Origin of the sequence: Bacteroides oleiciplenus YIT 12058, assembly GCF_000315485.1 — a bacterium.
GTDB classification, from domain to species: Bacteria; Bacteroidota; Bacteroidia; order Bacteroidales; family Bacteroidaceae; genus Bacteroides; species Bacteroides oleiciplenus.
In genome coordinates this window covers 60,412-85,508 of record NZ_JH992941.1, presented here as the reverse complement: position 1 = coordinate 85,508, position 25,097 = coordinate 60,412, and the positions used below count along the sequence as shown (strand labels likewise).

Here is a 25,097-nt window from a genome sequence, read left to right as displayed (position 1 = left end):
TACCTACACCGTTTTCGTTCTGTTTCTTTACATTTATAGAGCCTAATTCCTTTATTACCAGCCCATATAAGCATTTTATGCGAATGTTGTTGAATTGTGTGCGAAGGCCTTGCCTTTATTTGTATTCTGTAGGGCTTCATTGTTTATATACCGTTTGCATTTTCTTTTCATTCCTATAGGGTGAAATCAGTCCAGCAATGCGAGTGTCAGTTTCCCTTGATGGGAACGCCCGTTCCCCTTGATGGAAACTGCAGTTTCTCCTAATGGAAACGACAGTTTCCTTTAATGGGAACGCTCGTGTCTAAGGCTTGGAAACGACAGTTTCCTGCTGTTAGAAACAGTCGTTTCCGCCAATAGAAACGATCGTTTCCTACCTGTCGGAAACTTCAATGTCTTGATTATTAATGAGATGTTTCGTAAGTGGAAAAATGTCTGTTTAGCCCTCTGTCCGGTTTGCGGTTTGGTGGTTAGTCGGAGAAGGGTTATGCGATGCGCATTATTCTCTCTGACACATTATTGTTAATTAACAATATACCATGCAGTCTTTTCCCCCATATTTCATTTCTATAACGTAGAGAAATTATTTAAAATGTTTAATAGGAGGAACCACACTATGAAAATTAATTCAGTATTTAGTAAAGCACTTTTATTTGCGGGGACTATGTTTTTTACTTTGGGTTTTCAGTCCTGTCTGGACGATGACGATAACAATTATTCCCTGAGGTACCCGAATGCTCTTGTAACGGTGAAGAGCGATGCGGACGGTTCATTGTTTTTACAATTGGATGATAAAACAACATTATTGCCGACTAATGTGAAGAAATCTCCTTTTGGCGATAAAGAAGTCAGAGCTTTGGTGAATTACGATGAAGTGGACGAGTCAAGCGGTGATTATAGTAAAGCTATTCATATCAATTGGATAGATAGTATCCTTACAAAACCCATCGCACCGGATTTGGGAGAGGAAAATGATAAGATATACGGTACTGATCCTGTAGAGATTATAAATGACTGGGTGACTATTGCGGAAGACGGTTATCTGACACTTCGTTTCAGGACTGTATGGGGAGGTCGTAATAAGCATTTTGTGAATCTGCTGTTGGGGCAGAATCCTGAGAATCCTTATGAAGTAGAGTTCCGACATAATGCGTATGAGGATACTTATGGAACAACAGAAGACCGTCTGGTAGCCTTTAAATTGGATGGGCTGCCCGATACGGAAGGTAAAACGGTTAAACTGAAACTGAAATGGAAGTCGTTTACTGGCGAAAAGTCGGCAGAGTTCGATTATTGCACCAATAAGTCTCTTACACCGGCTAATCCGGAAGTTGCGGCGGTAAGAAGTAAACAGGATTTGAAATAGTTTTTTTGTGAGACTGTGATTGATAACTGGAAGGATGTCTGTAGTTTGGACATCCTTCCTTTTTTTATACTCAATTTCATTTGAAATGAAACTTTAGAGAATCAATGCATTGCTGCGTTTTTTTTAATCTTTATATTTGCGGATGAATTGAAAGTAAAGTCAAACTATTAACAATATAAAAACTAAAAAAGGAATCAGATGAAACAGGACATGATTGTTATCCTTGACTTGGGTAGTCATGAGAATACGGTATTGGCGCGCGCCATCCGTGCATTAGGAGTGTATAGTGAGATTTATCCTCACGACATCACAGTGGAAGAATTGAAAGCATTACCCAACGTAAAGGGTATCATTATCAATGGTGGGCCGAACAATGTGATTGATGGCGTTGCTATCGACGTAAATCCGGCTATCTATTCGCTGGGTATTCCTGTTATGGCTGCCGGTCATGATAAGGCTACTTGTGCAGTGAAACTGGCTGAATTTGCAGACGATATCGAAGCTATTAAGGCAGCCGTGAAATCTTTCGTTTTCGATACTTGCAAAGCTGAAGCTAACTGGAATATGACGAACTTTGTCAACGATCAGATCGAGTTGATTAAGCGTCAGGTGGGTGATAAGAAAGTATTACTGGCTCTGTCGGGTGGTGTTGACAGTTCTGTGGTAGCCGCTTTGTTGCTGAAAGCAATTGGCGATAACCTGGTATGCGTGCATGTCAATCATGGTCTGATGCGTAAAGGTGAATCGGAAGATGTGGTCGAAGTATTCAGTAATCAACTGAAAGCAAACCTTGTTTATGTAGATGTTACCGACCGCTTCCTAAATAAACTGGCAGGTGTGGAAGATCCGGAACAAAAACGTAAGATTATCGGTGGTGAGTTTATCCGTGTGTTCGAAGAAGAAGCACGTAAACTGAATGGTATCGACTTCTTAGGTCAGGGCACTATTTATCCGGATATTGTGGAAAGCGGAACGAAGACTGCTAAAATGGTGAAATCCCATCATAACGTAGGCGGACTGCCCGAAGACCTCAAGTTCCAGTTGGTAGAACCTTTGCGTCAATTATTCAAAGATGAAGTCCGTGCCTGTGGCTTGGAATTGGGCTTGCCTTATGAGATGGTTTATCGCCAGCCCTTCCCCGGTCCCGGTTTAGGTGTACGTTGTTTGGGAGCTATCACGCGCGACCGTTTGGAGGCTGTACGTGAATCCGATGCCATTCTTCGTGAGGAATTCCAGATTGCCGGATTGGATAAGAAGGTATGGCAATACTTTACGGTAGTACCTGACTTCAAGTCTGTGGGTGTACGCGATAACGCCCGTTCTTTCGACTGGCCGGTTATTATTCGTGCCGTCAATACGGTAGATGCCATGACGGCTACCATTGAACCGGTGGAGTGGCCCATCCTGATGAAAATCACCGACCGTATTCTGAAAGAAGTGAAGAATGTAAATCGTGTTTGCTACGATATGTCGCCGAAACCGAATGCGACGATAGAGTGGGAATAAAAGAATAGAATAAACTTTTAAGTAACGATAAAACAATAACTTGGTAGATACTCTTAAGAAACATTTACCAAGTTATTTTTTTATCGTTACTAAATCAATCTGAAATTAAACAATTATGAAATTTAGCAATGTAAGATTACTAGTCAAAGACTATGAAAAGTGTTTCAAGTTCTATACCGAAAAACTTGGTTTAGAAGAAGTTTTTAATATTGAAGGTTGCTATGGAAGTTTCAAGGTAGCCGAAGGTATCGAAGGATTGGCGATATTTACGTCCGACCTTATGGCACCTGCTGTTGGTAATGTGGACAAAAATCAGCCGACTGATTGCAGGGAAAAAATGATGGTATCATTTGAAGTGGATAGTGTTGATGAAACCTTTAAAACCCTTTCTGAAAAGGGTGTTGAGCTTATTAATCAGCCAACCGATATGCCTGATTGGGGGATGAGGGTTGTTTACCTGAGAGATCCTGAGGAAAATCTAATTGAACTTTTCACACCTTTGAAAGTGGAATAGATAGATTTTTGTTGACGAGGCTTTCTCTAATGATAGCCGTGAACTTTATCGGAAATCCGTAATGCCACCTGCTATTGAGAACGGTCTGAAAACAAAAAAGACCGCCAAGAGTGGAAGCCTCTCAACAGTCTAAATCTTCATCAGTAGCGGGACCCGGGATTGAACCGGGGACCTCATGATTATGAATCATGCGCTCTAACCAGCTGAGCTATCCCGCCATCGTTTCTCGATTGCGGGTGCAAAGATATAGCTTTTCTTTAAATCTCCAAAACTTTTGCATCTTTTTCTGTACTTTTCTTCTCTCTTCTTGGTTCTGATGCGATGTCTTCTCCCTTTTCCCTCTTCCTACTTGTCAGATTAATTGTAGATTAGTGTGCTTATCGGCTTTTTTATACTAATTTTGCAGAATAAAATGTTTGACGGGCTATGAATAAAAAGGCAAGACTATGGAATCCGGTAGATTAATATGTTTGTGGATAGGAGCTTTCATCTGTACTATGGTTACAGGGATATATGTCTATATCTTCTATAATAGCTATAAGGAACAGATACTGGAATGGGACGCATTGGCGGAGGAAACATTTGTGGAGGCGTTAAAGCTGGAGGTACAGAAACGGGGGGATGTTGCTGTGTTATGTATACTTGCTGATTCTCCTGAAGTACAAACATTGGAAACTCCGTTTCGAAGTTCTGTGACTTTGACAAGCAAGTATGGAACGCGCAACTATGATATACCGCGTGTGAAATTTGATAATAGTCTTGTTCAATATACTGAAAAGAGAATGATGCTCAGCTATGTGCTTGAGAAACATCCTTTGAATGTTGATATACTGAATATATCTTGGGATAGTTTATTGGTTGGGAAATCTGTTGCGGCTACTACCGGTATTCGTCTTTCAACTACTGATTTATTGAAAAATACTTCCGCTGTTTATTCTTCCGACAGTGTAAAAGTGCTACGGGGAGATAGCTTGTTGTCTCGTTATATAGGATTTCGTTGTGAAGTGGAGGCAACGGGTTTTGTTTCTTATAACTGGTGGCAGGTGTTAAAGGTAGGGCCGCCCATCATGATATTATTTTTACTTTGGCTTTGTTTTTTCCTTCTTCTTTTATATTATAGGCAGATAACTTCCTTCTTGCGACGAAAGCTGGTGAAAAAGGAAACGGTTGTCTGTATTCATGAGAAAAAGATAATTGTTGAAAGAAAAATGCATTTGGAAGAAGAAGTAGGACAAACCGGATTATATGAATTGGCTGACGGGACTATTTTGGATTCGGAAAAAGGTATCTTGTTGAATGGGGAAAAAATACAGCAAGTGCAGCCGCAAGCAATTATCTTGTTGAAACTTTTTTTACGGACAAAAGATTATCGACTGACTGCAGTGGAAATAGACAAGGAACTATGGGGAGGGGAAGGAAATCCCAACCAACTTTATGCTGCTATCCGTCGTTTACGTGAAATGTTGAAAGATGTCTCTTCTCTTATTGTAGAATACAAGGATGGATTCTATTGTTTGAAAATGCCCCATTCCATCGAGGAAAATGCTAATGACGAATAGGAAAGAAAGAATTACCAATGCTTACCAAAAGGTGCTTGATAAAGGTTGGTAAGTCGTTGTAAGGCAAAATAGTTGGTTTGATGCAGGAACTCATCTACCTTTACAGGCAATTTATGAGCAATACTACTTGTTTGCCTCATACAAATATCTAATATAAAATAGTGGAATATGAAAAACAAGATTAAAATTGTTGTTATCAGCTTGTGTGCAGTTGTCTCAATAACTGTGTTTTGCAGTCGGAAGTCCAGTAAACAAATGGATGATTTGCTATTGAAAAACATAGAAGCTTTAGCTCGGGGTGAAGGAGATGGATATACTTATTGTTTAGGTGTAGGCAGTGTAGATTGCCCTATTACTCAATATAAAGTTGAATATGTAATGAGCGGTTACAGCCTTGAAGACCTCTATTAACATATTATTAGTATTTCTCTTCGCAGCTTGCACTTCCGTGTCTGATGAGAGAACTATGTCCTACGTTGATTTTCCTGAAACAAGAGAATTGACAGCCCGGACTTTGTCATTGGATACAGCTTTGTTTCGTTATCCTTATAGGGTACGTGTACAGGACGACAAGGCTGTAGTGCTTGATTTGCATGGAACGGAATATTTCTTCCATGCCTTTCACTATCCCGACTTTCATTACTTGTCCTCTTTCGGCAAACGAGGCGATGCTCCCGAAGAGATGCTTTCAGCCGAAAATCTTCGATGGAATGGGAGTTTTTTGTGGACACTTGATTCTAATAAGTCTGAATTAACTCGATTAGGTTTTGCTTCATCCGGCGATTCTTTGCTTCGTTTGGAAGCCGTGAGCCTGGATGAAGAACTACTTCGGACACTGGACTTTGTACAATATGATGATTCCACTTTTATCACTCCCGATTATTCCGGCGACAGTCGCTTCTGTTTGGTAAGTCGGCAGGATAGGTTACTTCGTAAAATAGGGACTATTCCTACTGCCAATGAGGATGCTTTGAAGAATGCCCGTCCTGCTTTAGCGCAGGCATGGCGAAGCTTTATTGATTACAATCCTCGCAATGGAATACTTGTAGCAGCTACTCAACTGGGGGAGGTGCTTGAAATCTATAATTTGAAAGACAGCACGCATCTTGCCTGTATCGGGCCTAATGGCGAACCGGAGTTTCAGATATCCCAAGGCTATGGCATACCGACCGGTATCATGGGATTCAGTGATATACAAGTGACGGATAATGTTATTTATGTTGTCTTTCAAGGACATGCATTTAAAGATATTATGCAGAAAGCGCAGCAAGGTATTAACTTACCGAATGGTGGACAAAATATTTATGTATTTAGTCTGGAGGGTAAACCACTTCGGAAGTACGCGTTGGATCACTATATTCATGGAATTTCGGTAGATGAGCAGAAGGGCATTATGATAGCTACGGATGTGAATAAGGATGAGCCGATAATAGAATATAAATTAATTTAGTTTTTTTAGAGATAATACAATTAGAAGGAACAAACGGCGGACGTTTTGTTGGTGCATTGTGTACCGTTTGTTCCATAACCCCAAAAAAGAAAGGAGGTCTTGGCAAAGGTAGTGATTAAAACTGAGATGGAAGTGTTTTTTCTGTCATTACGATAGGATGGCATGAAAAAGTTCTCACAAGATTTATAATCTTGACTAAGATAAACGAGCATTGTGCTTGTGGTAAATGATGAAAAAAGAATAATCTTATACTAATAAAAATGAAGAATAGTATGAAGAAAATGATTAAGATAGCATTTGTTGCAGCATTTGCGGCGATTGCAGGATATGGTATTTATGCAAATCAGAGAGTAGATACCATGTCGGATTTGATGTTGGCTAATGTAGAAGCATTAGCGAGGTATGAGGTGAACCCTGATTGTCCGAATGGATGTACTAGCAGTCTTAATTCGTATTGTCATTGCTTTAAAATATACCCAGACATGAGAGAGGTACATTGGCAGTAATCATTCTTGTATTTTTGCTCAATAGAGTATTTTTAGAAACATAAGGGAAAGAGGTTACATTTTTCATGTGCCTCTTCCTTTATGCAGTATTAAGATTTCATGTAACTTAAAATTGTTTTTATGAAATACCTTTTGTTTTTTATTCTGTTTACCTTATTGTGGGGATGTTCTAATAATTCAGGCGTTGACAAACACTTGCGTCATTCCGGTAATATAATGAATGTAAAAGAATTAGTTAGAGAAATAGTGATAGATACTCCTCTTATTGGCGGAGGAGCAAGACCTTATATCTTAGACAAATATTTTATTTTATCCGATGGCTATTCTGAAGATAACCAAATTTTTCTTTTTGATAAAAAGAATTTTTCATATATAGCAGGAATAGGACATTCTGGAGAAGGTCCTGATGAGATAACAAGATTAGGGGAGCTTATGCCGGACGTGCTACATCAACGTATATATGTTGCTGATTACGGTAAGATGCAAATATCTGGTTATGATTTAGATAGCGTTTTGTTAAATCCTTTGCCTAAATATCGATTAGATATGAATAAAGCAGCTACACCAGTCATGCTTTCCTATGGCAATGATACCCTTTGTTATGCTTGTTGTGTTACGGCAGAACCGGGCAAACATTTTCAAGAGTCTTTAGTTACGTGGAATATGAGAACTGGAGATATACATCCATTGATAAATGGACATCCGGAGGTTGAAAGAAAAAGAATTCGATATGCAGTTTCTTTGGAAAAGAACCTGATAGCAGTGAGCTATGACCATCACGATTTATTAGCCACTTATGACCTTCAAGGAAATCTTAAACATTATATTTATGGTCCTGATTGGGACAATGCGACGAGTAATGCTATGATTTATTATTATGGAAGCATTGCTATTTGTAAAAATCATATTATTGTAGGCTATTCGGGTGAGAGGAGTCCTGATGTGGGTAATATATATGTTTCTAAACTTTTGGTCTATGATTTGGATGGTAACTATATAAAGACGTTAAATGTGGGTTATAATATTATTATATTCTGTTATGATTCAGAATATAACCGGATTATAATGGTGTTAGATGATGAGATACAGTTTGCTTATCTTGACTTAGATGACCTTTTGGAATAATATGTAAAAAAGAAAGAATGAAAGAAAATTAGAAAAAGAACACCATTAATATCTTGGATCATACTTTTACATAAAACGATTATGATTAATTTTAGATTATATAATAGCTTATGAAATTAGTGTTATATCTTTTGGTGGTTTTAGTCTGCGGTGCATGTACTTCAAAGGAAATAAATGAGAAACGACAGAACCGGAGGGCGAATATCGTTAATGTAAAAGACGATGTGAAGGAAATAGATACGGAGGATGTTCTGATAGGTGCTGTGGCACAACCATATATGTGTGGTGAATATTTGGCTGTCATCGATTACAAGTCGGTTGATAATCTCGTACATGTGTTTGATAAACATACGTTTAAACATATATTGAGTCTTGGAGACAGAGGTCAAGGACCAACAGAAATAGCCGTTATTGGATCTATTGCATGGAATGAGAAGGAGCATGATTTATATGTTACAGACAATGGACAGCGGAAAATCCTTAGGTATAATTTAGATAGCCTTTTAAATGACTCTCTATATGCTCCAACTGTTAAATTGAAATTTGGAAATGTGCCTTTTCCTGATGACTATTATTATATTAATGATACATTGTCGTATGGTTCGTTCGTAGAGACTTCCATTTCTTCTTTTAAACAAACCAGTGGAAAATGGAATATGATAACAGGAGAAGCAGAACTGATCGATTATGTTCATCCTGCAGATAAAAAGAAACGGGTGACTTTTGCTGTTTCACCCCGATATAATACATTGGTGGAGTGTAACCGGCGATATGATTTGATAAGCTTGTACAATCTGGATGGAGAATTACAATGCAATGTTTATGGTCCTAATTGGGATGAAAATGGTGATGGAAAGGAGCATTTTGTAGATGCAGCTATCTGTGGTGATAAGATAGTTGTTTCATACATAGGAGAAGATTGGAATCATAATGATGGGGCGAGGATACTTCATGTGTTTAATATCACGGGAGATTATTTAAAGACATTAGATATAGGACGTAGAATTAATGATTTATGTTATGATGAGGAGAATAAGCGAATTATTATGAATTTGGACGACGAATATCAATTTGCTTATCTTGATCTTGAAAAATACATTAGTAATTAGAAAATTAGGATATGGTTAATTTTGATTGGTATGAACTTTAGAAACTTTATAACCATCTTTATTCTCTTTTCTCTATTTTCTTGTGGCGATCAGAAGAAAGAGGATGTTGCAGCATTGTTGAAGATATGGAGTGGGAAAGAAATTTTGTTTCCCACAAATCCTGTATTTACAGTACAGGATAAAGATACTATTGACTTTTCAATGTCAGGAAAATACAAAATCCTAACTTATGTGGATTCTATTGGTTGCATAAGTTGTAAATTGCAATTGGAGAAATGGAAAACTTTTATGGAAGAAGTGGATAGCTTAGGGATGAATTCTGTGAAGTTTCTATTTTTTTTCTCTCCTGAGAAAAGAAGAGATCTTTTGATTACATTAAAATCGGAGAGATTTACTTATCCTATTTGCATTGATAAAGAGAATAGGTTAAATGAATTGAACCATTTTCCTGTATCAGATATGAACTTCCATACATTTTTGTTGGATAAGGATGATAAAGTTTTGGCAATCGGTAATCCTATCCATAATCCTAAAGTGAAAGAATTGTACTTAAAGATTATTCAAGGAGAAGTAGTGGAACAGAAAGATGAAAGCAAGGTAATAAGAACGAAAGTGGATATCGGCAAAACCTCTGTTTCATTGGGTAACTTTGATTGGGAAAAGGAACAAAAATCGGCTTTTGTTTTAAAGAACACAGGCAATAAACCATTAGTTGTTGAATACGTCAATACGTCCTGTGGCTGTACTTCTGTAGATTATTCCAAAGAGCCTGTGCAGCCGGGAAAGGAGATGATATTGAATGTCACCTATAAAGCTGAGCACCCTGAATATTTTGATAAGACAATAACCGTATATTGCAATGTGGAAACTTCTCCGATAGTTTTGAAAATAACGGGAAATGCAGAATAGCAATGATTCCCATACGAAAAGAAGCTTAGATTGGTATCTTGATAAGATTATTAATCTATTCTTAATAATCTGTGGAGTGGTATTGATCTGCATAGTCCTTCAAGTGATCTGTATTGCCACATTCAAAATTCCTTCTGATTCTATGGAACCTGCTCTGCTTGCAGGAGATAACATCTTGGTGAATAAAGGTGTAATGGGAGGACGTTTGTTCAATGTATGGGATGCTTTGGAAGGAAAGGACACACATATATATCGTTTGCCGGGATTAGGGAAGATAAAAAGAAATGATGTAATAGTCTTTAATTTTCCCTATTCTAAACAGCGTTGGGATAGCATTGCCTTTGATATAATGAAGTATTATGTAAAGCGCTGTGTTGCATTGCCGGGAGATACATTTGAAATAAAGGATGCACGATATAAGGTGCGAGGAAAGGATACGTATTTAGGTAATGTGGAGACACAAGAAACTTTGATGGGTTTAGTGAAGAGGGGGGAAGCGGAAGAGCTGGGAATTGTAATGAAGGGGTATCCCTATAATTCGGCATTTACTTGGGACATAGTAAACTTTGGACCTCTTTATATTCCTGCTAAAGGTGATAACTTGAAGATGGATTCTATGCATGTTATTCTATATAAGAACATAATAGAATGGGAACAAAAAAAGAAATTGTTTGTACGTGGAGATACTGTTTCGCTGAATGATAGTGTGATACAAACCTACAGCTTTATAGAAAATTATTATTTTGTAGCGGGGGATAAGGTCATGAACTCTCAAGATTCCCGTTATTGGGGATTATTGCCTGAACCTTTTATTGTGGGAAAAGCCGTCAGGGTATGGAAGTCGGTAGATAATAATACAAATAAAATAAGGTGGAACCGGATATTTAAAAAGATAAAGTGATAAGGCTATGGATAAATAGAGTAAAAGAGGTGGTAGTAGTGTTGCTGCTTGCTACCGTCTGCTCTTTGTTGAGTGTGGTAGGGGTGGTTACACTCGAACTTCCTGTGGGAGAAAATGTAGGACAATGGATATGGCTTGGTAAATCTACTCTGTTTTCAGCCGCCTGTATTATTATAACCTGCCTGTTACAACTTGTGAAGAGAGACTCCTTGAAAAAAGTGATATGTTTCTTTCGTTTTTCTGTCTATGTTTCATGGAGTTTGGTGCTTTGGGGGAGTGTCGAAGCGGTTTGGGGCTTGCGGCAATTGTATGGCTTTTCCGCTTCAGGTCACTCCCGCTATGCACTAACAGGGTCTTTCTTCAATCCGGGACCCTATGCAGGGTATTTGGCTATGGTGTTGCCTGTCTGCTTGCATTTATATTTACGTGCCCGTACTTGTAAGGAACGCTCTGTTCGCTATAAAATAGAGAAAGTCGTAGTTGCCATAGCAGGTATCTTGATTCTTTGTGTGTTGCCCGCTACAATGAGCCGCTCTGCCTGGGTGGCTGCGGCGGTTGGTTGCGGTTGGGTAGCATATATGCATCGCGATAAAAGCAAATGGAATGTGTTGTGGCAGAGGTATAAGAAACGATCTATTTTGTTGGGAATGAGTGCACTTTTTATCCTGATATTGGGAGGTGTCGGGGCGTTTCTTCTGAAACCTGATTCTGCATTGGGCCGCCTGTTTCTATGGAAAATAACTTGTCAGGCTATTGTTAACTACCCATCGGGGTGTGACAAGGGATTTGCTTTTGCGTATGGTGAGGCACAGGAAGATTATTTTGTTCGGGGTGATTATGAAGAGTGGGAAGAACGTGTGGTCGGAAGTCCGGAATATGTGTTCAATGAATATTTGTCGCTGGCTTTGACGGAAGGAGTTGTCGTCTGTGTAATAGTGCTGGTTGCTATTGGGACATGTTTATGGATGGGGGCGAAGCGTGGGCGCTACGGCATCTGCGGTGCAATCCTGTCTTTGCTTATCTTCTCCTTTTCTTCCTATCCTATGTATTTTCCGGCTTTTGTGGTAGCAGGGATATTGCTGCTTCTTGCTTGCGGGGTGGGAGATTTTATCTATAAACCACTAATCTTGTGTATTTGCCTCATTTTGTGGATAGGCGGCTATACGGAGAAGTGGAAGCAAGAAGAAGATGCCTGCCGAAAGTGGGTGTATGCAAAAATGTTCTATAATTCGGGAGCTTATAAAGTTGCCAATAAATCTTATGGAGAACTTTATCCGGTATTGAAGGAGAAAGGGGCGTTTCTGTTTGAGTACGGGCATAGCCTGTATAAGTCGGGCTTTTATAATGAGTCCAATAAATATTTGAAAGAGGCTTGCCTATATTCTACCGATCCAATGGTTCTGAATATTATAGGTAAGAACTATCAGGAACTGCATCGTTATGAACAGGCGGAAGCTTTTTTCCTACGGTCGGTTCATCGCCTGCCGGGCAGGATTTATCCCTATTATTTATTAGCAAATCTTTATGCCGAACCGGAGTTTTATCGGCCCGATAAATTGAAAGAAGTTGCTGATGTTGTGTTGACTAAAAAGCCTAAGGTACATTCGACGGCAATCGAAGAGATGCGTAAGGAAATAAAGAAAATAGTAAATAAACTGGAGTGATTTATATGAGGTGTATTTATATATTTGTATGCGTGTGTGCTCTGACTTTTTTATCTGCTTGCATTGAACAACAAGATAGCCGTTTAGAAAGTGCATTGAATATGGCAGGTGCCAATAAAGGTGAGTTATTGAAGGTGTTAAGCCATTATCGGGAAAGTGATAATCAAAAATACCATGCTGCATGTTTTCTTATAAAGAACATGCCCTATTATGGTTTCTATGAAGGGAAAGAATTGCAGAAATATCTTCGTTATTTTGAGGCTCATTCCACTAATATAAAAGGAGCTCAATTTATTGTAGATTCACTGAAAAAGGCGGATGGAGAGTTTTCAATAGATATGCTTAGCCGTAAAAAGGATATTGAAGTGGTAGACTCCGCTTTCTTAGTTGAACATATAGAATGGGCATTCAAGGTTTGGAAAGAACAGCCATGGGGAGGAAATGTAAATTTTGGGGATTTCTGTGAGTATATATTGCCTTATAGGATTGGGGATGAGCCTCTTTCGTTATGGCGTAAGGAGTTGTATGATAAATATAATCCTCTGCTCGATAAATTTCGCAAATCAGCTGATAGCAATGATATAACAAAAGCGGCTCAGATTTTAATGGATACTTTAAGACAAGGGAAGTATCGCTATACAAGTCTTTTCCCAAAAGGACCTCATATAGGTCCGGTAGCATTGAAATGGAAAACAGGAAGTTGTCGTGAATTTGCTGATGCAATGATATATGTGATGCGTGCTCTTGGCTTTCCATGTGGTATGGATAGGGTAATACAGCGTGGCGATACTAATGCTTCGCATTTTTGGAATTTTATATTGGATAAGGACCGTAATACATATATGGCGGAATTTCCTGATCAAAAAATGTGGAAAAAGGCATCGGAATATGATATGACTAAAGGAAAAGTATATCGCGTGACTTATAGCCTGAATGAGGAATTGACAAAAGAATTGAAAGATGTGCTGTCTGTTCATCCTATTTTCAGATATCCTTTTTTTCATGATGTAACGGCTACTTATCTGGGGCAACAGAATAGACAGATAACTATTCCTCAAAAAGAACTGTATGATTGCCCTCGTACTGGTGAATTGGTATACTTGTGTTTTGCAAACAAACAAGAATGGATTCCTGTCGCTTATACTTCTTTTAATAGGAAGGCTGCTTGTTTTGATAATGTAGAAGGAGGGATAGTGGCTATTCTGGCAACATATAATGAAAATGGTCTTCAAGCATTATCCAATCCTTTTACGCTAAATCATAATACAGGGGAAATTCATTATCTTAATCCATTGCAAGAATGTCATAAGATTAGTGTTTATAAGAAGTTCTATTTTGCAGTTAGGAATTATTTTAATACTCGTATGATTGGTGGAGTAATAGAGGGCAGCAATCAGAAGGACTTTCAGAATGTGGATACGCTATTGTTAATAAAAGAGGCTCCCTATCGGCTGTATACTGTCGCTTATCTGGATCCGGATAGGGCATATAGGTATGTTCGCTATCGTGGTGGAAAAGGTAGTTATTGTAATATAGCAGAACTTTCTTTCTATGAAAACAGTTTGGATACATTGCCTTTGAAGGGGCAGGTCATAGGTACTCCGGGATGTTATGGAGACGACGGTAGGCGTGAATATACAAATGTCTTTGATGGTAATCCAGATACATCTTTTGATTATAAATTTCCCGATACCGGTTGGGCTGGTTTAGATTTAGGAAAATCTTATCGGGTAAGTAAAGCAATATATACCCCCCGGAATGATGTGAGTTTTATTTATAAGGATCATGTCTATGAACTATTTTACTGGGATAAAGGGAACTGGAATTCTCTTGGCAGACAAACAGCTGTTGCTGATTCGTTAGTATATACTGTACCTCGGAATGCTTTGTTATATCTGAAGAATCATACAACAGGCAATGACGAAAGAATTTTTGAGTATGAGGGTCGAAGACAAATATTTTGGTGATATTAACGTCGATAAAAGTTCCTCCAGAGAGATTATGGATACTTATAAGGATAATTGGAGTGCTTGCTTATTATATCGTAATAAACAATTGACAAGGCAACTGAAGGACTATCAAAAAGTTACAGCATTAGTTGAATGTTCTTCTTCTCTTATGGTTGCAATGGGACAGTTATTGTGTCTGCATCAAAAACCGGCTTATGGAATTGTTCGGGATGAGGCAGAGTGGCATAGTTTGTTTATTGTCATTGATTTGTTTTATGGAGGTTGTTTGTTAGAAACTTTGGCATCATTCCACTTGAGTGCTCAGGAATTGAGATTGTGCTATCTGATACGTGCTCGATTGCCTAATAAGACTATTGCCTTGCTTTTTAATATTACACCCAGGTCTGTATTGAAGTCAAAACAGCGTATCAAGGCTAAACTGTCTTTATCGGGTACAGATAGTTTTGATAGGTATATACAACAATGCTAACTTATTCGAAATGGATGTTTTATATAAAGAATGGAGAACAGCCTTTTGTAGGATATGAATAAAAAAGACGTATTCCTTTTTGTAATTAGAAAAAAGTCTCTATCTTGGCACCGCAATAGAAAAGCAAATATGAACTATGGAAAGACAGAAAATTCATCGGGAATACCTCTTGAATGCAACTTCTAAAAGCATTCTTTGGTCCGCGATAAGTACCCCCACCGGTTTGGAGGGCTGGTTTGCAGACAGGGTGCAGTCGGACGATAAAACCGTTACTTTCTTCTGGGGAAAGACAGAACATCGTGACGCAGAGATAATTGCCGTGCGGGCATTCTCTTTTATTCGATTCCGTTGGCTGGATGATGAATATGAGCGGGAATATTTTGAATTAAAGATGACAAACAATGAGCTGACAAACGACTTCGTGCTGGAAGTAACTGACTTTGCGGCAGTAGACGAGGTGAACGATTTGCGCGAATTGTGGGACTCTCAGGTGGATACTTTGCGGAGAACGTGCGGTTTTTAGTTAACTTTGATATAAAAATTTTCCACACTCCCTTTTTTATGCTAATTTTGTGTCTTCATTGCATGAAACGAGTAAAATGCTGCGCATAAAAAAGTTAGATATATTTATATTAAAGAGCTTCTGTACGCTCTTTATGGGCACTTTTTTCATTTGCCTTTTCATCTTCATGATGCAGTTCCTATGGAAGTATGTAGATGAGATGGTGGGAAAAGGACTGGAAATGAGTGTCCTTGCACAATTTTTCTTTTATTCCGCACTCACATTGGTGCCGGCTTCATTGCCGTTGGCTATTCTGCTGGCGGCACTTATCACTTTCGGTAATTTTGGTGAACGTTTTGAACTGCTTGCTATGAAAGCGGCAGGTATATCACTACTCAAAATCATGCGCCCGTTGATTGTGTTCATCATTTTCATCTGTGGCGTTTCTTTTTATTTTCAAAATGTGATTGGTCCGGAGGCACAGACTAAACTGTGGACGTTGCTCATTTCCATGAAGCAGAAATCACCGGAACTGGATATACCGGAAGGGGTTTTCTATGATGAGATAGAAGGATACAACCTGTACGTGAAGCATAAAAATCGTAAGACGGGTATGCTTTATGATGTGCTGATTTATAATTTTGAGAAGGGTTTCGAGAATGCCCAAATCATCAAGTCGGATTCAGGACGGCTGGAAATGACCGCGGATAAGCAGCATTTATATCTGCACCTCTATGATGGTGAGCAGTTTGAGAACTTGAAATCGCAGAATATGAACCAAAAGAATGTGCCTTATCGTCGGGAAGCATTCCGAGAAAAGCATGCCATTATTGAGTTCAACTCTGACTTCAACATGGTGGATGCCGGTATTATGAGCAATCAGTCCAATAGCAAGAACATGAAGATGCTGCAAGCCGGCATCGACTCCATGAAAGTGCAGAACGATAGTGTAGGACGTGGTTACTTTAAGGAAGCCATGAATGGCACATACAAGATTACAGCAGACTTAAAGAAAGCTGATACGCTGAAAATAGAACAAGCGCATTTGGGTGAATACAATGTAGATAGTCTTTTTAATGTAGCTACCCTGTCGCAAAAACAGAAGATTATTTCAACTGCCGTGAACCGTGCTGAGAGTGCGGGGAGCGATTGGAGTTTCAAGAGCTACAATATTTCGCAGACAGATACCAGTCTGCGCCGCCATATGACGTCCTGGCATGAGAAGCTGACGCTTTCAGTGGCATGTCTCATCTTTTTCTTTATTGGTGCGCCGTTGGGTGGAATTATACGTAAAGGTGGTTTAGGCATGCCGGTTGTAGTGTCCGTGCTTATCTTTATTATCTATTATATCATCAATAATACGGGTTATAAGATGGCACGTGACGGACAGTGGATTGTCTGGATGGGTATGTGGACAAGTACAGCTATCCTGGCTCCACTGGGTGCATTCCTTACTTATAAGTCGAATAATGACTCGGTGGTGCTGAATGCTGATGCTTACGTCAATTGGTTCAAGAGGATTCTGGGCATTCGCAGTATGCGTCATTTGTTCCGTAAGGAAGTAATCATACATGATCCTGACTACACGCACTTGCCTGCCGACTTGCAGGCGTTGTCGGCCGACTGTCGCGCGTATGCCGAGAAGAAAGCATTGAGGCGTGCTCCCAATTACTTTAAATTGTGGATGGCAGGGGCGAATGATGAAGAGATAGAAGGAATTAACGAACGTCTTGAAAGTTTGGTAGACGAAATGTCCAATACCAAATCCATTCATCTGCTGAATGCATTGAATAACTATCCTATTATTCCAGTTTCTGCCCACTTGCGGCCTTTCCGCAATTACTGGCTGAATCTGGCCTGTGGATTGTTAGTACCCATAGGACTGTTCTTCTACTTCCGCATCTGGGCTTTCCGCATCCGGCTGAATAAGGACATGGAGCGGATTATTAAAACCAATGAAGACGTTCAAAAGATAATAGAAACTAATCTGAAATAACCTAAATAATAAGGAGAATCCAGAATGGAAAAAGTGAAATTAAATACAATAGAAGAGGCGATTGAAGACTTCAAGGCCGGTAACTTTGTGATTGTGGTGGACGATGAAGATCGTGAAAACGAGGGTGACCTAATTATCGCTGCGGAGATGATAACTCCGGAGAAAGTGAACTTCATGTTGAAACATGCGCGTGGTGTGCTTTGTGCACCGGTTACCGTATCCCGTTGCAAGGAGCTGGACTTACCCCATCAGGTGAGTGACAACACTTCTGTGCTGGGCACCCCTTTCACAGTGACTATTGACAAGCTGGAAGGCTGCTCAACTGGTGTTTCTGCTGCCGACCGCGCCGCTACTATTCAGGCACTTGCCGATCCTGCTTCTACTCCGGCTACTTTTGGGCGCCCGGGACACATCAACCCGTTGTATGCCCAGGAAAAAGGTGTTTTGCGTCGTGCCGGACATACGGAAGCTACGATTGATATGGCCCGCATGGCAGGTTTATATCCCGCAGGTGCGCTTATGGAAATCATGAACGAAGACGGTACCATGGCACGTCTGCCAGAGTTGAGAAAGATGGCTGATGAGTTTAATCTGAAACTGATTTCTATCCGCGACATGATTGCTTATCGCCTGAAACAAGAATCTATTGTAGAGAAAGGTGTAGAAGTAGATATGCCTACTGAGCACGGGCACTTCCGCCTGATTCCGTTCCGCCAGAAATCTAACGGCCTGGAACATGTGGCTTTGTTTAGAGGAACGTGGGAACAGGATGAACCGATTCTGGTGCGTGTACATTCTTCTTGCGCAACGGGAGATATTTTCGGTTCCAGACGTTGCGATTGTGGCGACCAACTGCACAAAGCGATGGAGATGATTGATAAAGCCGGCAAGGGAGTAGTGGTTTATCTGAACCAGGAAGGTCGTGGAATTGGTTTGATGGAGAAGATGAAAGCATATAAGTTGCAGGAAGACGGACTGGATACGGTGGATGCCAATATCTGCCTGGGACACTTGGCGGACGAACGCGACTATGGTGTAGGCGCTCAGATTTTGCGAGAACTGAGTGTGCACAAGATGAGACTAATGACGAATAATCCTGTAAAGCGTGTCGGTCTGGAAGCCTATGGATTGGAGATTACGGAAATTGTCCCTATCGAGACAACTCCCAACCCATACAATGAACGTTACCTGCGTACAAAAAAAGAGCGCATGGGACATACGTTACATTTTAATAAGTAATTTGCTGTTTTGTTTTCTAATATCAAAGAAAATAGCTTAATTTGTAGCCAAATTTATGCAACAACCATAAAATAGATAGAAAAATGAATCAATTATCAGATCGTTTGAACAGTTTGTCGCCGTCAGCGACGCTGGCTATGTCGCAAAAGAGCGCTGAGCTGAAAGCTCAAGGCGTTGACGTAATTAACCTGAGTGTGGGAGAACCCGACTTCAATACTCCTGACCACATCAAAGAGGCTGCGAAAAAAGCGATAGACGACAACTTCTCTCGCTATTCTCCGGTTCCGGGATACCCGGCTTTGCGCAATGCAATCGTGGAGAAATTGAAAAAGGAAAACGGTCTGGAATATACAGCCGCACAAATCTCATGTGCTAACGGTGCCAAACAATCGGTTTGTAATGCTGTATTGGTATTAGTGAATCCGGGTGATGAAGTAATTGTACCTGCTCCTTACTGGGTAAGCTATCCGGAAATGGTGAAGCTGGCTGAGGGCACTCCGGTGATTGTTACTGCAGGTATCGAACAAGATTTTAAGATTACCCCTACACAACTGGAAGCTGCCATTACTCCGAAGACCAAGGCGCTGATTCTTTGTTCACCTTCCAATCCGACCGGGTCTGTTTATTCTCAGGAAGAACTGAAAGGTCTGGCTGACGTATTGGCAAAACATCCGCAGGTAATCGTCATTGCTGATGAGATTTACGAGCATATCAACTATATCGGCAAACATCAGAGCATTGCTCAGTTCCCCGAAATGAAAGACCGTACGGTAATCGTAAATGGTGTTTCTAAGGCGTATGCTATGACAGGCTGGCGTATTGGTTTCATTGCTGGACCGGAATGGCTTGTGAAGGCTTGCAACAAACTGCAAGGTCAGTATACTTCAGGTCCTTGTTCTGTATCTCAGAAGGCTGCTGAAGCTGCGTATACAGGAACACAGGCACCGGTAGAAGAAATGCGTAAGGCTTTCGAGCGTCGCCGTGACCTGATTGTGAAGTTGGCTAAAGAAGTACCGGGCTTTGAGGTGAATGTTCCGCAGGGCGCTTTCTATCTTTTCCCGAAATGTGATTCTTTCTTTGGCAAGGCTGTTGGTGATCGTAAGATTGAGAACTCTGACGACCTGGCAATGTACTTGTTGGAAGTAGCTCACGTGGCTTGTGTGGGTGGTGCTTCATTCGGTGCACCTGAGTGCATCCGTATGAGTTATGCTACCAGCGACGAGAATATCGTTGAGTCTATCCGCCGCATAAAGGAAGCATTGGCTGAACTGAAATAAGAGACGGTATATAAAAATGAGAAAGCCCGGTTTCATAATTGAAACCGGGCTTTTCTTTTTTCTGAGTGTTGTTATTATTCTGCCGGGTGAATTGCTTCAGACGGACAAACATCAGCACAAGTACCACAATCTGTGCAAGTTTCGGGGTCGATAGCATAGATATCACCTTCAGAGATAGCTCCTACCGGACATTCGTCAATACAAGTACCACAAGCAACACAACTGTCATTAATTACGTAAGCCATTTTCTTAAAAATTTAAATTATTAGTACTAATTAGTTCGACAAAAATAACGGTTTTCTTGATTAGTTGTTATCAATCCTGTTTAAATTCCCTTAATTTGTACCTCGTCTAAATAATAGAAGGGAGAAAACTAGGGATAAATGCAATAAAATGTCACTTTTACCGTTTTAGGGTTGTGAAGCGCATTAGTCTGATAATCCTTACTTTACTACTTGCTTTCGGTGTCTCGGCACAGAAACGTAAGGTGCAAAACCGCCCGTATATCGACCAGCGGAAATGGCACTATGGTTTTTTAGCAGGCATCCATGTACAGGATTATAAATTGGTGAATACCGGCTATGTGACTGAAGACGGGCAAACTTGGTTTGCTGACGTTCCTGAATATTCTCCCGGATTTACGGTTGGTGTGTTGGGTGAACTTTACCTGAACCAGTTCCTTTCCCTGCGTCTTGTGCCGACACTGCATTTTGGAGATAAGAGAGTGATATTCCGTGAGCAAGAGAGTGGTGAAGAGCATTCACAATCTATGAAGTCGGCTTATCTTTCTGTGCCGATAGATGTGAAGTTTGCTGCTGAGCGCTTTAATAACTACCGTCCCTATATGATGGCGGGTATTGCCCCTACATATGATTTCAGTGTGAAAAAACAGGGCGCTTTATTGGTAAAACCTTTTGATTGCTATGTGGAAGTAGGATTGGGATGCGATTTTTATTTACCTTATTTCAAGTTGATACCCGAACTGAAATTCTGCTTCGGACTGGCAAACCTGATTAAGAAAGATCGTAAAGACCTTACGGATCAGTCATTATTGAAGTTCACACAATCAGTCGACAAAATTACTTCCCGTATGATTGTGCTCACCTTCTATTTTGAATAGACTTATCTTTCTTTGTAAGAGATTGTGAAAGTAATAGGATACCCGTCCTCGGCGCTATCACTTACCATGAAACTGCCGCCGAAGTGCTCGAATAACAACTGGTTGATTTTAAGACGTATGGAAACTTTCTGAGAAGCAAATGCCGGATCAGCCAGCGGACTATTGATGATATGGAATATCAATAATTCATTTCTTTCGTCCTTACTCAATTTCATCCTTACTTCACGGTCAGTGCTATTGGATACCGGATAAATCAGCATACTTAGTACAGCTTGATTGAAACGGTTGGCATCCATTCTGAGCATCTGATGCTCCATATCGCTTTCCAGTTCGGCATGAATGTGTCCCTCACTATCTCTCCGGGCCATATATATCAGGTCGTTGCATATTTCACGCATCTCGCAATCAAGTATCTGGAATTTCATCATTTTAGCTTCCAACCGTGAGAGGTCGAGCACATCGTTCACCAGTTGGATAAGTTCGGTGGAGTTAGCCTGGATAATTTCGGAATACTCCAGCTTCTCTTTATCATCCAATTCAGTATCGGTAGAGAGTAGTTGTGAAAAACCTACTACATTGTTCAGGGGGATACGGATATTATAACTCATGTTCGCGAGGAAGCGACTTTTCACTTCATTGGCTTCTTCGGCAATCTTGCTCAACCGGGCTACTTCCTTTTCATCTTTCTGCAACCTTTTCCGGCTGATATACATACGGCCCACAAAAAAAATGAGTGCCAGCAGGGCTATTCCGATTACAGCCAGAATAAAGTAATGTATCTTTTCCTGTTGCTGTTCTCTTTTCAGCACCAACTTGTCCATATTATACAGGCTTTGTATCTGTTCCATTTGTGAATTTGACAGACCTCTGTATAGTGAGTCTTTGTCATGCATCACCTTCTTATAGATGCCGATAGCCACATCCGACCGTCCCATATCTACCAATATATCCGCTTTCATAGCCATATACAATATAGCATCGGGAAAAGACATCTGAAGCGTTAGGGTAATGGCTTCATCCAGACACTGCAAAGCTTTATCATGCTCCTTCTTTGCACGATAGTATTCTGCATAAGCTTGCAGGCGTGACACCTTATAAGGCAGGAAGGTATTGGGAGTATAATATTCATCTACCTTTAGCAGATGTTCCCAGGCTTTCTGTAGGTCCTCCGTACGAACATAATAAAGGGCATACTGGGTTTCCATTCCCATGTATAAAGCTGAGTATGCATTTTTGAGTGTCGGGGCGGCGGCGATTAGTTCTTGTGTGGCCACTTTCATTTGTTCCAGCGAGGCATACATCTTCTCATTTTTATGTAAGAATGAATAAGCCAGGACTGCTTTCGATAACAAGTTAATTTTATCCATCGGGCTATCTTGCGGACTCATTAGCTGGAATGCTTCTTCCAGTGCTTGTGCTCCGTCTTCGTAGCGTAGTGTTGCAATGTAGCTGGTCATCAGGCACAGGCGTGCTTCTCGCATACCGTTGCGGTTGTTCAGCTTCTTTGCTTTCTCGTACATAATGTGTGCTTCGTGGATGGCAAGCTCTATCTGCTGGTTGATGGTGTACAATTCAATTTGTAGCTTTTTGGCTTTGAAATAATCATTATAATAATTGTTTTTCTCAGCCAAAGTTTCCATCCTGCCCATCCAGTACGTTGCGCGTTTCAGATCCAGTTTGTTGAAAAAGTAAATGATATGCTCGTAAGTGGCAAGACTCTGATAACGTATGTTGTTCTGTGCCGTAGCCTCTTCCAACATTTTGTTTTCATAATAGAGGAACACCGGTGTTTGCTGGTCCAGGCGGGCAATGTCATGCAATACAGCCAACCGGGCAGAATCGTGCGGTGCATTAACATAGATGCGCAACAAACTATCTTTCACGGCACTACTTTGGGCACTGACTGAGAGGCAACCGAGACTTAAAATCAGATATATAGTAAATAAATGCTTCATCATGACCGGGCCTCCTTCTTTTGTTTGCTCCGTGTCTGGTTGATGGGATGGGTAAACATAAAGCGAGACCCTTCCGTGTAATCCGGATCAATCCATATTCTGCCACCTATATGTTCTATGATTAGTTGACAGATAGATAAGCCGAGACCGCTTCCCTGTGCGTTTTCATCCAGTTTCTCGAAACGTTGGAATATACTCGCTTGTTTTTCTTTCGGGATGCCGCAACCGGTATCTGTGACGGAAAACGAGGCTGTTTCGTCCGACTCTTTTTCAAGTTTCAGTGTAATGCTACCGTCTGGTGTAAACTTGGTGGCATTGATCAGTAAATTAATCAATACTTGCTGTAACCGTGAAGCATCTGTCTCTATGTATAGTTCTTCCAGTGACGAGTCGAACAATAATTCCGCTTGTGTCTGTTTTACTTTTCCTACAGTGTCTGTTACATTTTTACAGATTGCTACGGCGTCATGTTTGCCTATGCTGAACTGCATTTTTCCGAATTCCAGGCTCGATAAGTCAATTACATCATTAATCAGCTTCAGTAAAAGCTCTGAGTTCTGCTGTATAATCTCGGTACATTGTCTGCGGGTTGCTTCATCCAGTCCCTCCTCTGTCAACAGGGATGAAAAACCGGACAAGGCATTGAGCGGTGTTCGTATCTCGTGGCTCATGTTTGACAGGAAGACACTTTTAGCACGTGTCGCATTCTCTGCATTCCATCTCGATTCTTCCAATGTCTCTTTAGATATTGTCACTATCCGTTTCTGTCTTCTGATCCAGACGGCAAGTATTGAAATAAAAGTCAGCAGACCGAGACCAATGAATATGAAATAAACTATCATCCTGTTCTGTTGTGCTCTGTTTTCCAATTCCAGTTCATCTATCTGGTACGTAGCTTTCAGTGCATTTATTTGCCGGATATAGCTTTTCGAAGCAAGGGTATCGGTGACAGTGTATAATTCCTGATAGATTTTGCATGCTTCATCAAAACGTCCCAGTAACTTGTATAAGTAGATTTTCTCCGCACAAATCCAACGGTATTCCAGAGAACGTTTATTGTTGGATACCACTTCCAGTAGTTTGTTATAAAGCGCCAGAGCTTCGTCTGCCTTCTGCTTATCGTTATGATCGGCGGCCAATGCCCTGTAGCAGGCAGCTGTATAATAGTTGATAGAAAACTCATGGGCAAGCTCATGGGTGTGATTTTTATAGATTGAGTCTGCCCGTTGCAGATATTTGAGTGCGGTGTCCTGATCACCCGATGAAATATAATAGGTGGCGTTCTCTATAAGTATAGGAACGGCAAGTGGGTGCTCTGGCTGCTGTTCGAGAAGCGGGTTCAATTTGGATACGTATATCATCGCTTCATCCAGACGGTTCATTTGCTGTAAAAGTGTAGAGATCTTCACCAGCAACCGATAAGTTTGCGGATTGTTTTCGGGTAGATAGCGCAGAGCGTCAAGATAAGAACTCAATGCCTTTTCTTGGATATAAGAGGCGGTATAAGCCTGTCCGATAGCCTGATTAGCGAGAGCGATACCAAAAGTCGAATTCATTTTTTTGGCATTCTCGTACATCAAACGTGCACGGTCTATTGCCAGACTGAGGTCACCTCGCATGATGTATGCGCTCACCTGCCATAATAGCATCGTAAAGTATGTTTCTTCTGTTTTATGGGATTTCAGTGTAGGGGCTAATTCATTGCTCCATGCAATGACGCTATCTACCGGTATGTTAGCATCATAGGGTACCTCCCGAGCTATGAGCGATTGCATGGCAGCCAGATGTTTCTGGTCTGTGTTGTTGGCACATATTCCCGTCGCGAAGGATAAGAGTAAAAGGCCAGCCATTGCCGATATAATAGCAATCTTTCTCAAAGTAGAAGATATTTTATTAGTTTCTTCGCAAATGTAATGATAAAACTAAAAAAATAAAATTTTTTGTTGGATAAATGTTTTATTTA

23 protein-coding genes and 1 tRNA gene are annotated in these 25,097 nt (G+C 40.5%); 19 read left to right on the top strand and 5 right to left on the bottom strand.

The window, feature by feature from the left end; translation table 11 throughout:
- Positions 1–613: 613 nt before the first annotated feature.
- The 3 genes from HMPREF9447_RS08675 (at position 614) to HMPREF9447_RS08665 (ending at position 3,383) form a co-directional block, all read left to right on the top strand.
- On the top strand, positions 614–1,363 hold the full coding sequence (locus tag HMPREF9447_RS08675; RefSeq protein ID WP_009129335.1) for a NigD1/NigD2 family lipoprotein: 750 nt from the start codon (positions 614–616) through the stop codon (positions 1,361–1,363).
- Between the two features lie 198 nt (positions 1,364–1,561).
- The gene (guaA, locus tag HMPREF9447_RS08670) at positions 1,562–2,869 is read left to right on the top strand and encodes a glutamine-hydrolyzing GMP synthase (RefSeq protein WP_009129333.1); all 1,308 of its coding nucleotides are present in this window, start codon (positions 1,562–1,564) and stop codon (positions 2,867–2,869) included.
- A 115-nt stretch (positions 2,870–2,984) separates the two neighbouring features.
- Entirely contained in the window at positions 2,985–3,383 is a 399-nt protein-coding gene (locus tag HMPREF9447_RS08665; protein WP_009129332.1) for a VOC family protein, read from the top strand.
- A gap of 144 nt (positions 3,384–3,527) precedes the next feature.
- Here HMPREF9447_RS08665 and HMPREF9447_RS08660 read toward each other — a convergent pair.
- Positions 3,528–3,601, bottom strand: a tRNA-Met gene (locus tag HMPREF9447_RS08660).
- A 228-nt stretch (positions 3,602–3,829) separates the two neighbouring features.
- Between HMPREF9447_RS08660 and HMPREF9447_RS08655 the strand changes: the two genes are divergently transcribed.
- The gene (locus tag HMPREF9447_RS08655; RefSeq protein ID WP_009129331.1) at positions 3,830–4,942 is read left to right on the top strand and encodes a hypothetical protein; all 1,113 of its coding nucleotides are present in this window, start codon (positions 3,830–3,832) and stop codon (positions 4,940–4,942) included.
- Between the two features lie 11 nt (positions 4,943–4,953).
- Here the strand turns inward: HMPREF9447_RS08655 and HMPREF9447_RS29255 are convergent, their stop codons facing one another.
- Positions 4,954–5,082 (bottom strand): hypothetical protein, encoded by a 129-nt coding sequence (locus HMPREF9447_RS29255; RefSeq protein WP_262482424.1) that lies wholly within the window; start codon positions 5,080–5,082, stop codon positions 4,954–4,956.
- Between the two features lie 28 nt (positions 5,083–5,110).
- On the opposite strand from HMPREF9447_RS29255, the gene HMPREF9447_RS08650 reads away from it, so the two are divergent.
- From HMPREF9447_RS08650 to HMPREF9447_RS08585, 14 genes are all read left to right on the top strand, one after another.
- Positions 5,111–5,353 (top strand): NVEALA domain-containing protein, encoded by a 243-nt coding sequence (locus HMPREF9447_RS08650; protein ID WP_009129330.1) that lies wholly within the window; start codon positions 5,111–5,113, stop codon positions 5,351–5,353.
- Positions 5,354–5,408: 55 nt separating this feature from the next.
- Complete coding sequence (locus HMPREF9447_RS08645; protein ID WP_394330286.1) at positions 5,409–6,392, top strand: BF3164 family lipoprotein; 984 nt, start codon at positions 5,409–5,411, stop codon at positions 6,390–6,392.
- 272 nt (positions 6,393–6,664) lie between these two features.
- On the top strand, positions 6,665–6,898 hold the full coding sequence (locus tag HMPREF9447_RS08640) for an NVEALA domain-containing protein (RefSeq protein WP_009129328.1): 234 nt from the start codon (positions 6,665–6,667) through the stop codon (positions 6,896–6,898).
- A 120-nt stretch (positions 6,899–7,018) separates the two neighbouring features.
- The gene (locus tag HMPREF9447_RS08635) at positions 7,019–8,023 is read left to right on the top strand and encodes a 6-bladed beta-propeller (protein ID WP_009129326.1); all 1,005 of its coding nucleotides are present in this window, start codon (positions 7,019–7,021) and stop codon (positions 8,021–8,023) included.
- A 110-nt stretch (positions 8,024–8,133) separates the two neighbouring features.
- Positions 8,134–9,132, top strand: coding sequence for a 6-bladed beta-propeller (locus tag HMPREF9447_RS08630; RefSeq protein ID WP_009129325.1), 999 nt, complete (start codon positions 8,134–8,136; stop codon positions 9,130–9,132).
- 30 nt (positions 9,133–9,162) lie between these two features.
- On the top strand, positions 9,163–10,041 hold the full coding sequence (locus HMPREF9447_RS08625) for a DUF1573 domain-containing protein (protein WP_009129324.1): 879 nt from the start codon (positions 9,163–9,165) through the stop codon (positions 10,039–10,041).
- Positions 10,031–10,942, top strand: a complete 912-nt coding sequence (gene lepB, locus HMPREF9447_RS08620; RefSeq protein ID WP_009129323.1) for a signal peptidase I — start codon at positions 10,031–10,033, stop codon at positions 10,940–10,942. Before HMPREF9447_RS08625 ends, lepB begins: the two co-directional genes overlap by 11 nt.
- Positions 10,939–12,606, top strand: a complete 1,668-nt coding sequence (locus tag HMPREF9447_RS08615) for an O-antigen ligase family protein (protein WP_009129322.1) — start codon at positions 10,939–10,941, stop codon at positions 12,604–12,606. Before lepB ends, HMPREF9447_RS08615 begins: the two co-directional genes overlap by 4 nt.
- 5 nt (positions 12,607–12,611) lie before the next feature.
- Entirely contained in the window at positions 12,612–14,573 is a 1,962-nt protein-coding gene (locus tag HMPREF9447_RS08610; protein ID WP_009129321.1) for a discoidin domain-containing protein, read from the top strand.
- Positions 14,574–14,607: 34 nt separating this feature from the next.
- On the top strand, positions 14,608–15,045 hold the full coding sequence (locus tag HMPREF9447_RS08605; RefSeq protein ID WP_044138093.1) for a helix-turn-helix transcriptional regulator: 438 nt from the start codon (positions 14,608–14,610) through the stop codon (positions 15,043–15,045).
- 136 nt (positions 15,046–15,181) lie between these two features.
- Positions 15,182–15,568, top strand: coding sequence for an START-like domain-containing protein (locus tag HMPREF9447_RS08600; protein ID WP_009129319.1), 387 nt, complete (start codon positions 15,182–15,184; stop codon positions 15,566–15,568).
- A 76-nt stretch (positions 15,569–15,644) separates the two neighbouring features.
- Positions 15,645–17,543: an LptF/LptG family permease gene (locus HMPREF9447_RS08595; protein ID WP_044137929.1), complete on the top strand. Its 1,899-nt coding sequence runs from the start codon at positions 15,645–15,647 to the stop codon at positions 17,541–17,543.
- A gap of 24 nt (positions 17,544–17,567) precedes the next feature.
- Positions 17,568–18,782: a bifunctional 3,4-dihydroxy-2-butanone-4-phosphate synthase/GTP cyclohydrolase II gene (locus HMPREF9447_RS08590; protein WP_009129317.1), complete on the top strand. Its 1,215-nt coding sequence runs from the start codon at positions 17,568–17,570 to the stop codon at positions 18,780–18,782.
- An 83-nt stretch (positions 18,783–18,865) separates the two neighbouring features.
- Entirely contained in the window at positions 18,866–20,059 is a 1,194-nt protein-coding gene (locus tag HMPREF9447_RS08585; RefSeq protein ID WP_009129316.1) for a pyridoxal phosphate-dependent aminotransferase, read from the top strand.
- A 74-nt stretch (positions 20,060–20,133) separates the two neighbouring features.
- On the opposite strand, the gene HMPREF9447_RS08580 is transcribed toward HMPREF9447_RS08585, so the two are convergent.
- Complete coding sequence (locus HMPREF9447_RS08580; protein ID WP_007211130.1) at positions 20,134–20,304, bottom strand: DUF362 domain-containing protein; 171 nt, start codon at positions 20,302–20,304, stop codon at positions 20,134–20,136.
- A 173-nt stretch (positions 20,305–20,477) separates the two neighbouring features.
- On the opposite strand from HMPREF9447_RS08580, the gene porT reads away from it, so the two are divergent.
- On the top strand, positions 20,478–21,179 hold the full coding sequence (gene porT, locus HMPREF9447_RS08575; RefSeq protein WP_009129315.1) for a type IX secretion/gliding motility protein PorT/SprT: 702 nt from the start codon (positions 20,478–20,480) through the stop codon (positions 21,177–21,179).
- Between the two features lie 2 nt (positions 21,180–21,181).
- Here porT and HMPREF9447_RS08570 read toward each other — a convergent pair whose 3' ends face one another.
- Positions 21,182–23,137, bottom strand: coding sequence for a tetratricopeptide repeat-containing sensor histidine kinase (locus HMPREF9447_RS08570; RefSeq protein ID WP_009129314.1), 1,956 nt, complete (start codon positions 23,135–23,137; stop codon positions 21,182–21,184).
- The gene (locus tag HMPREF9447_RS08565) at positions 23,134–25,011 is read right to left on the bottom strand and encodes a tetratricopeptide repeat-containing sensor histidine kinase (protein WP_009129313.1); all 1,878 of its coding nucleotides are present in this window, start codon (positions 25,009–25,011) and stop codon (positions 23,134–23,136) included. The genes HMPREF9447_RS08570 and HMPREF9447_RS08565 overlap by 4 nt, the downstream gene beginning before the upstream one ends.
- Between the last annotated feature and the right edge of the window lie 86 nt (positions 25,012–25,097).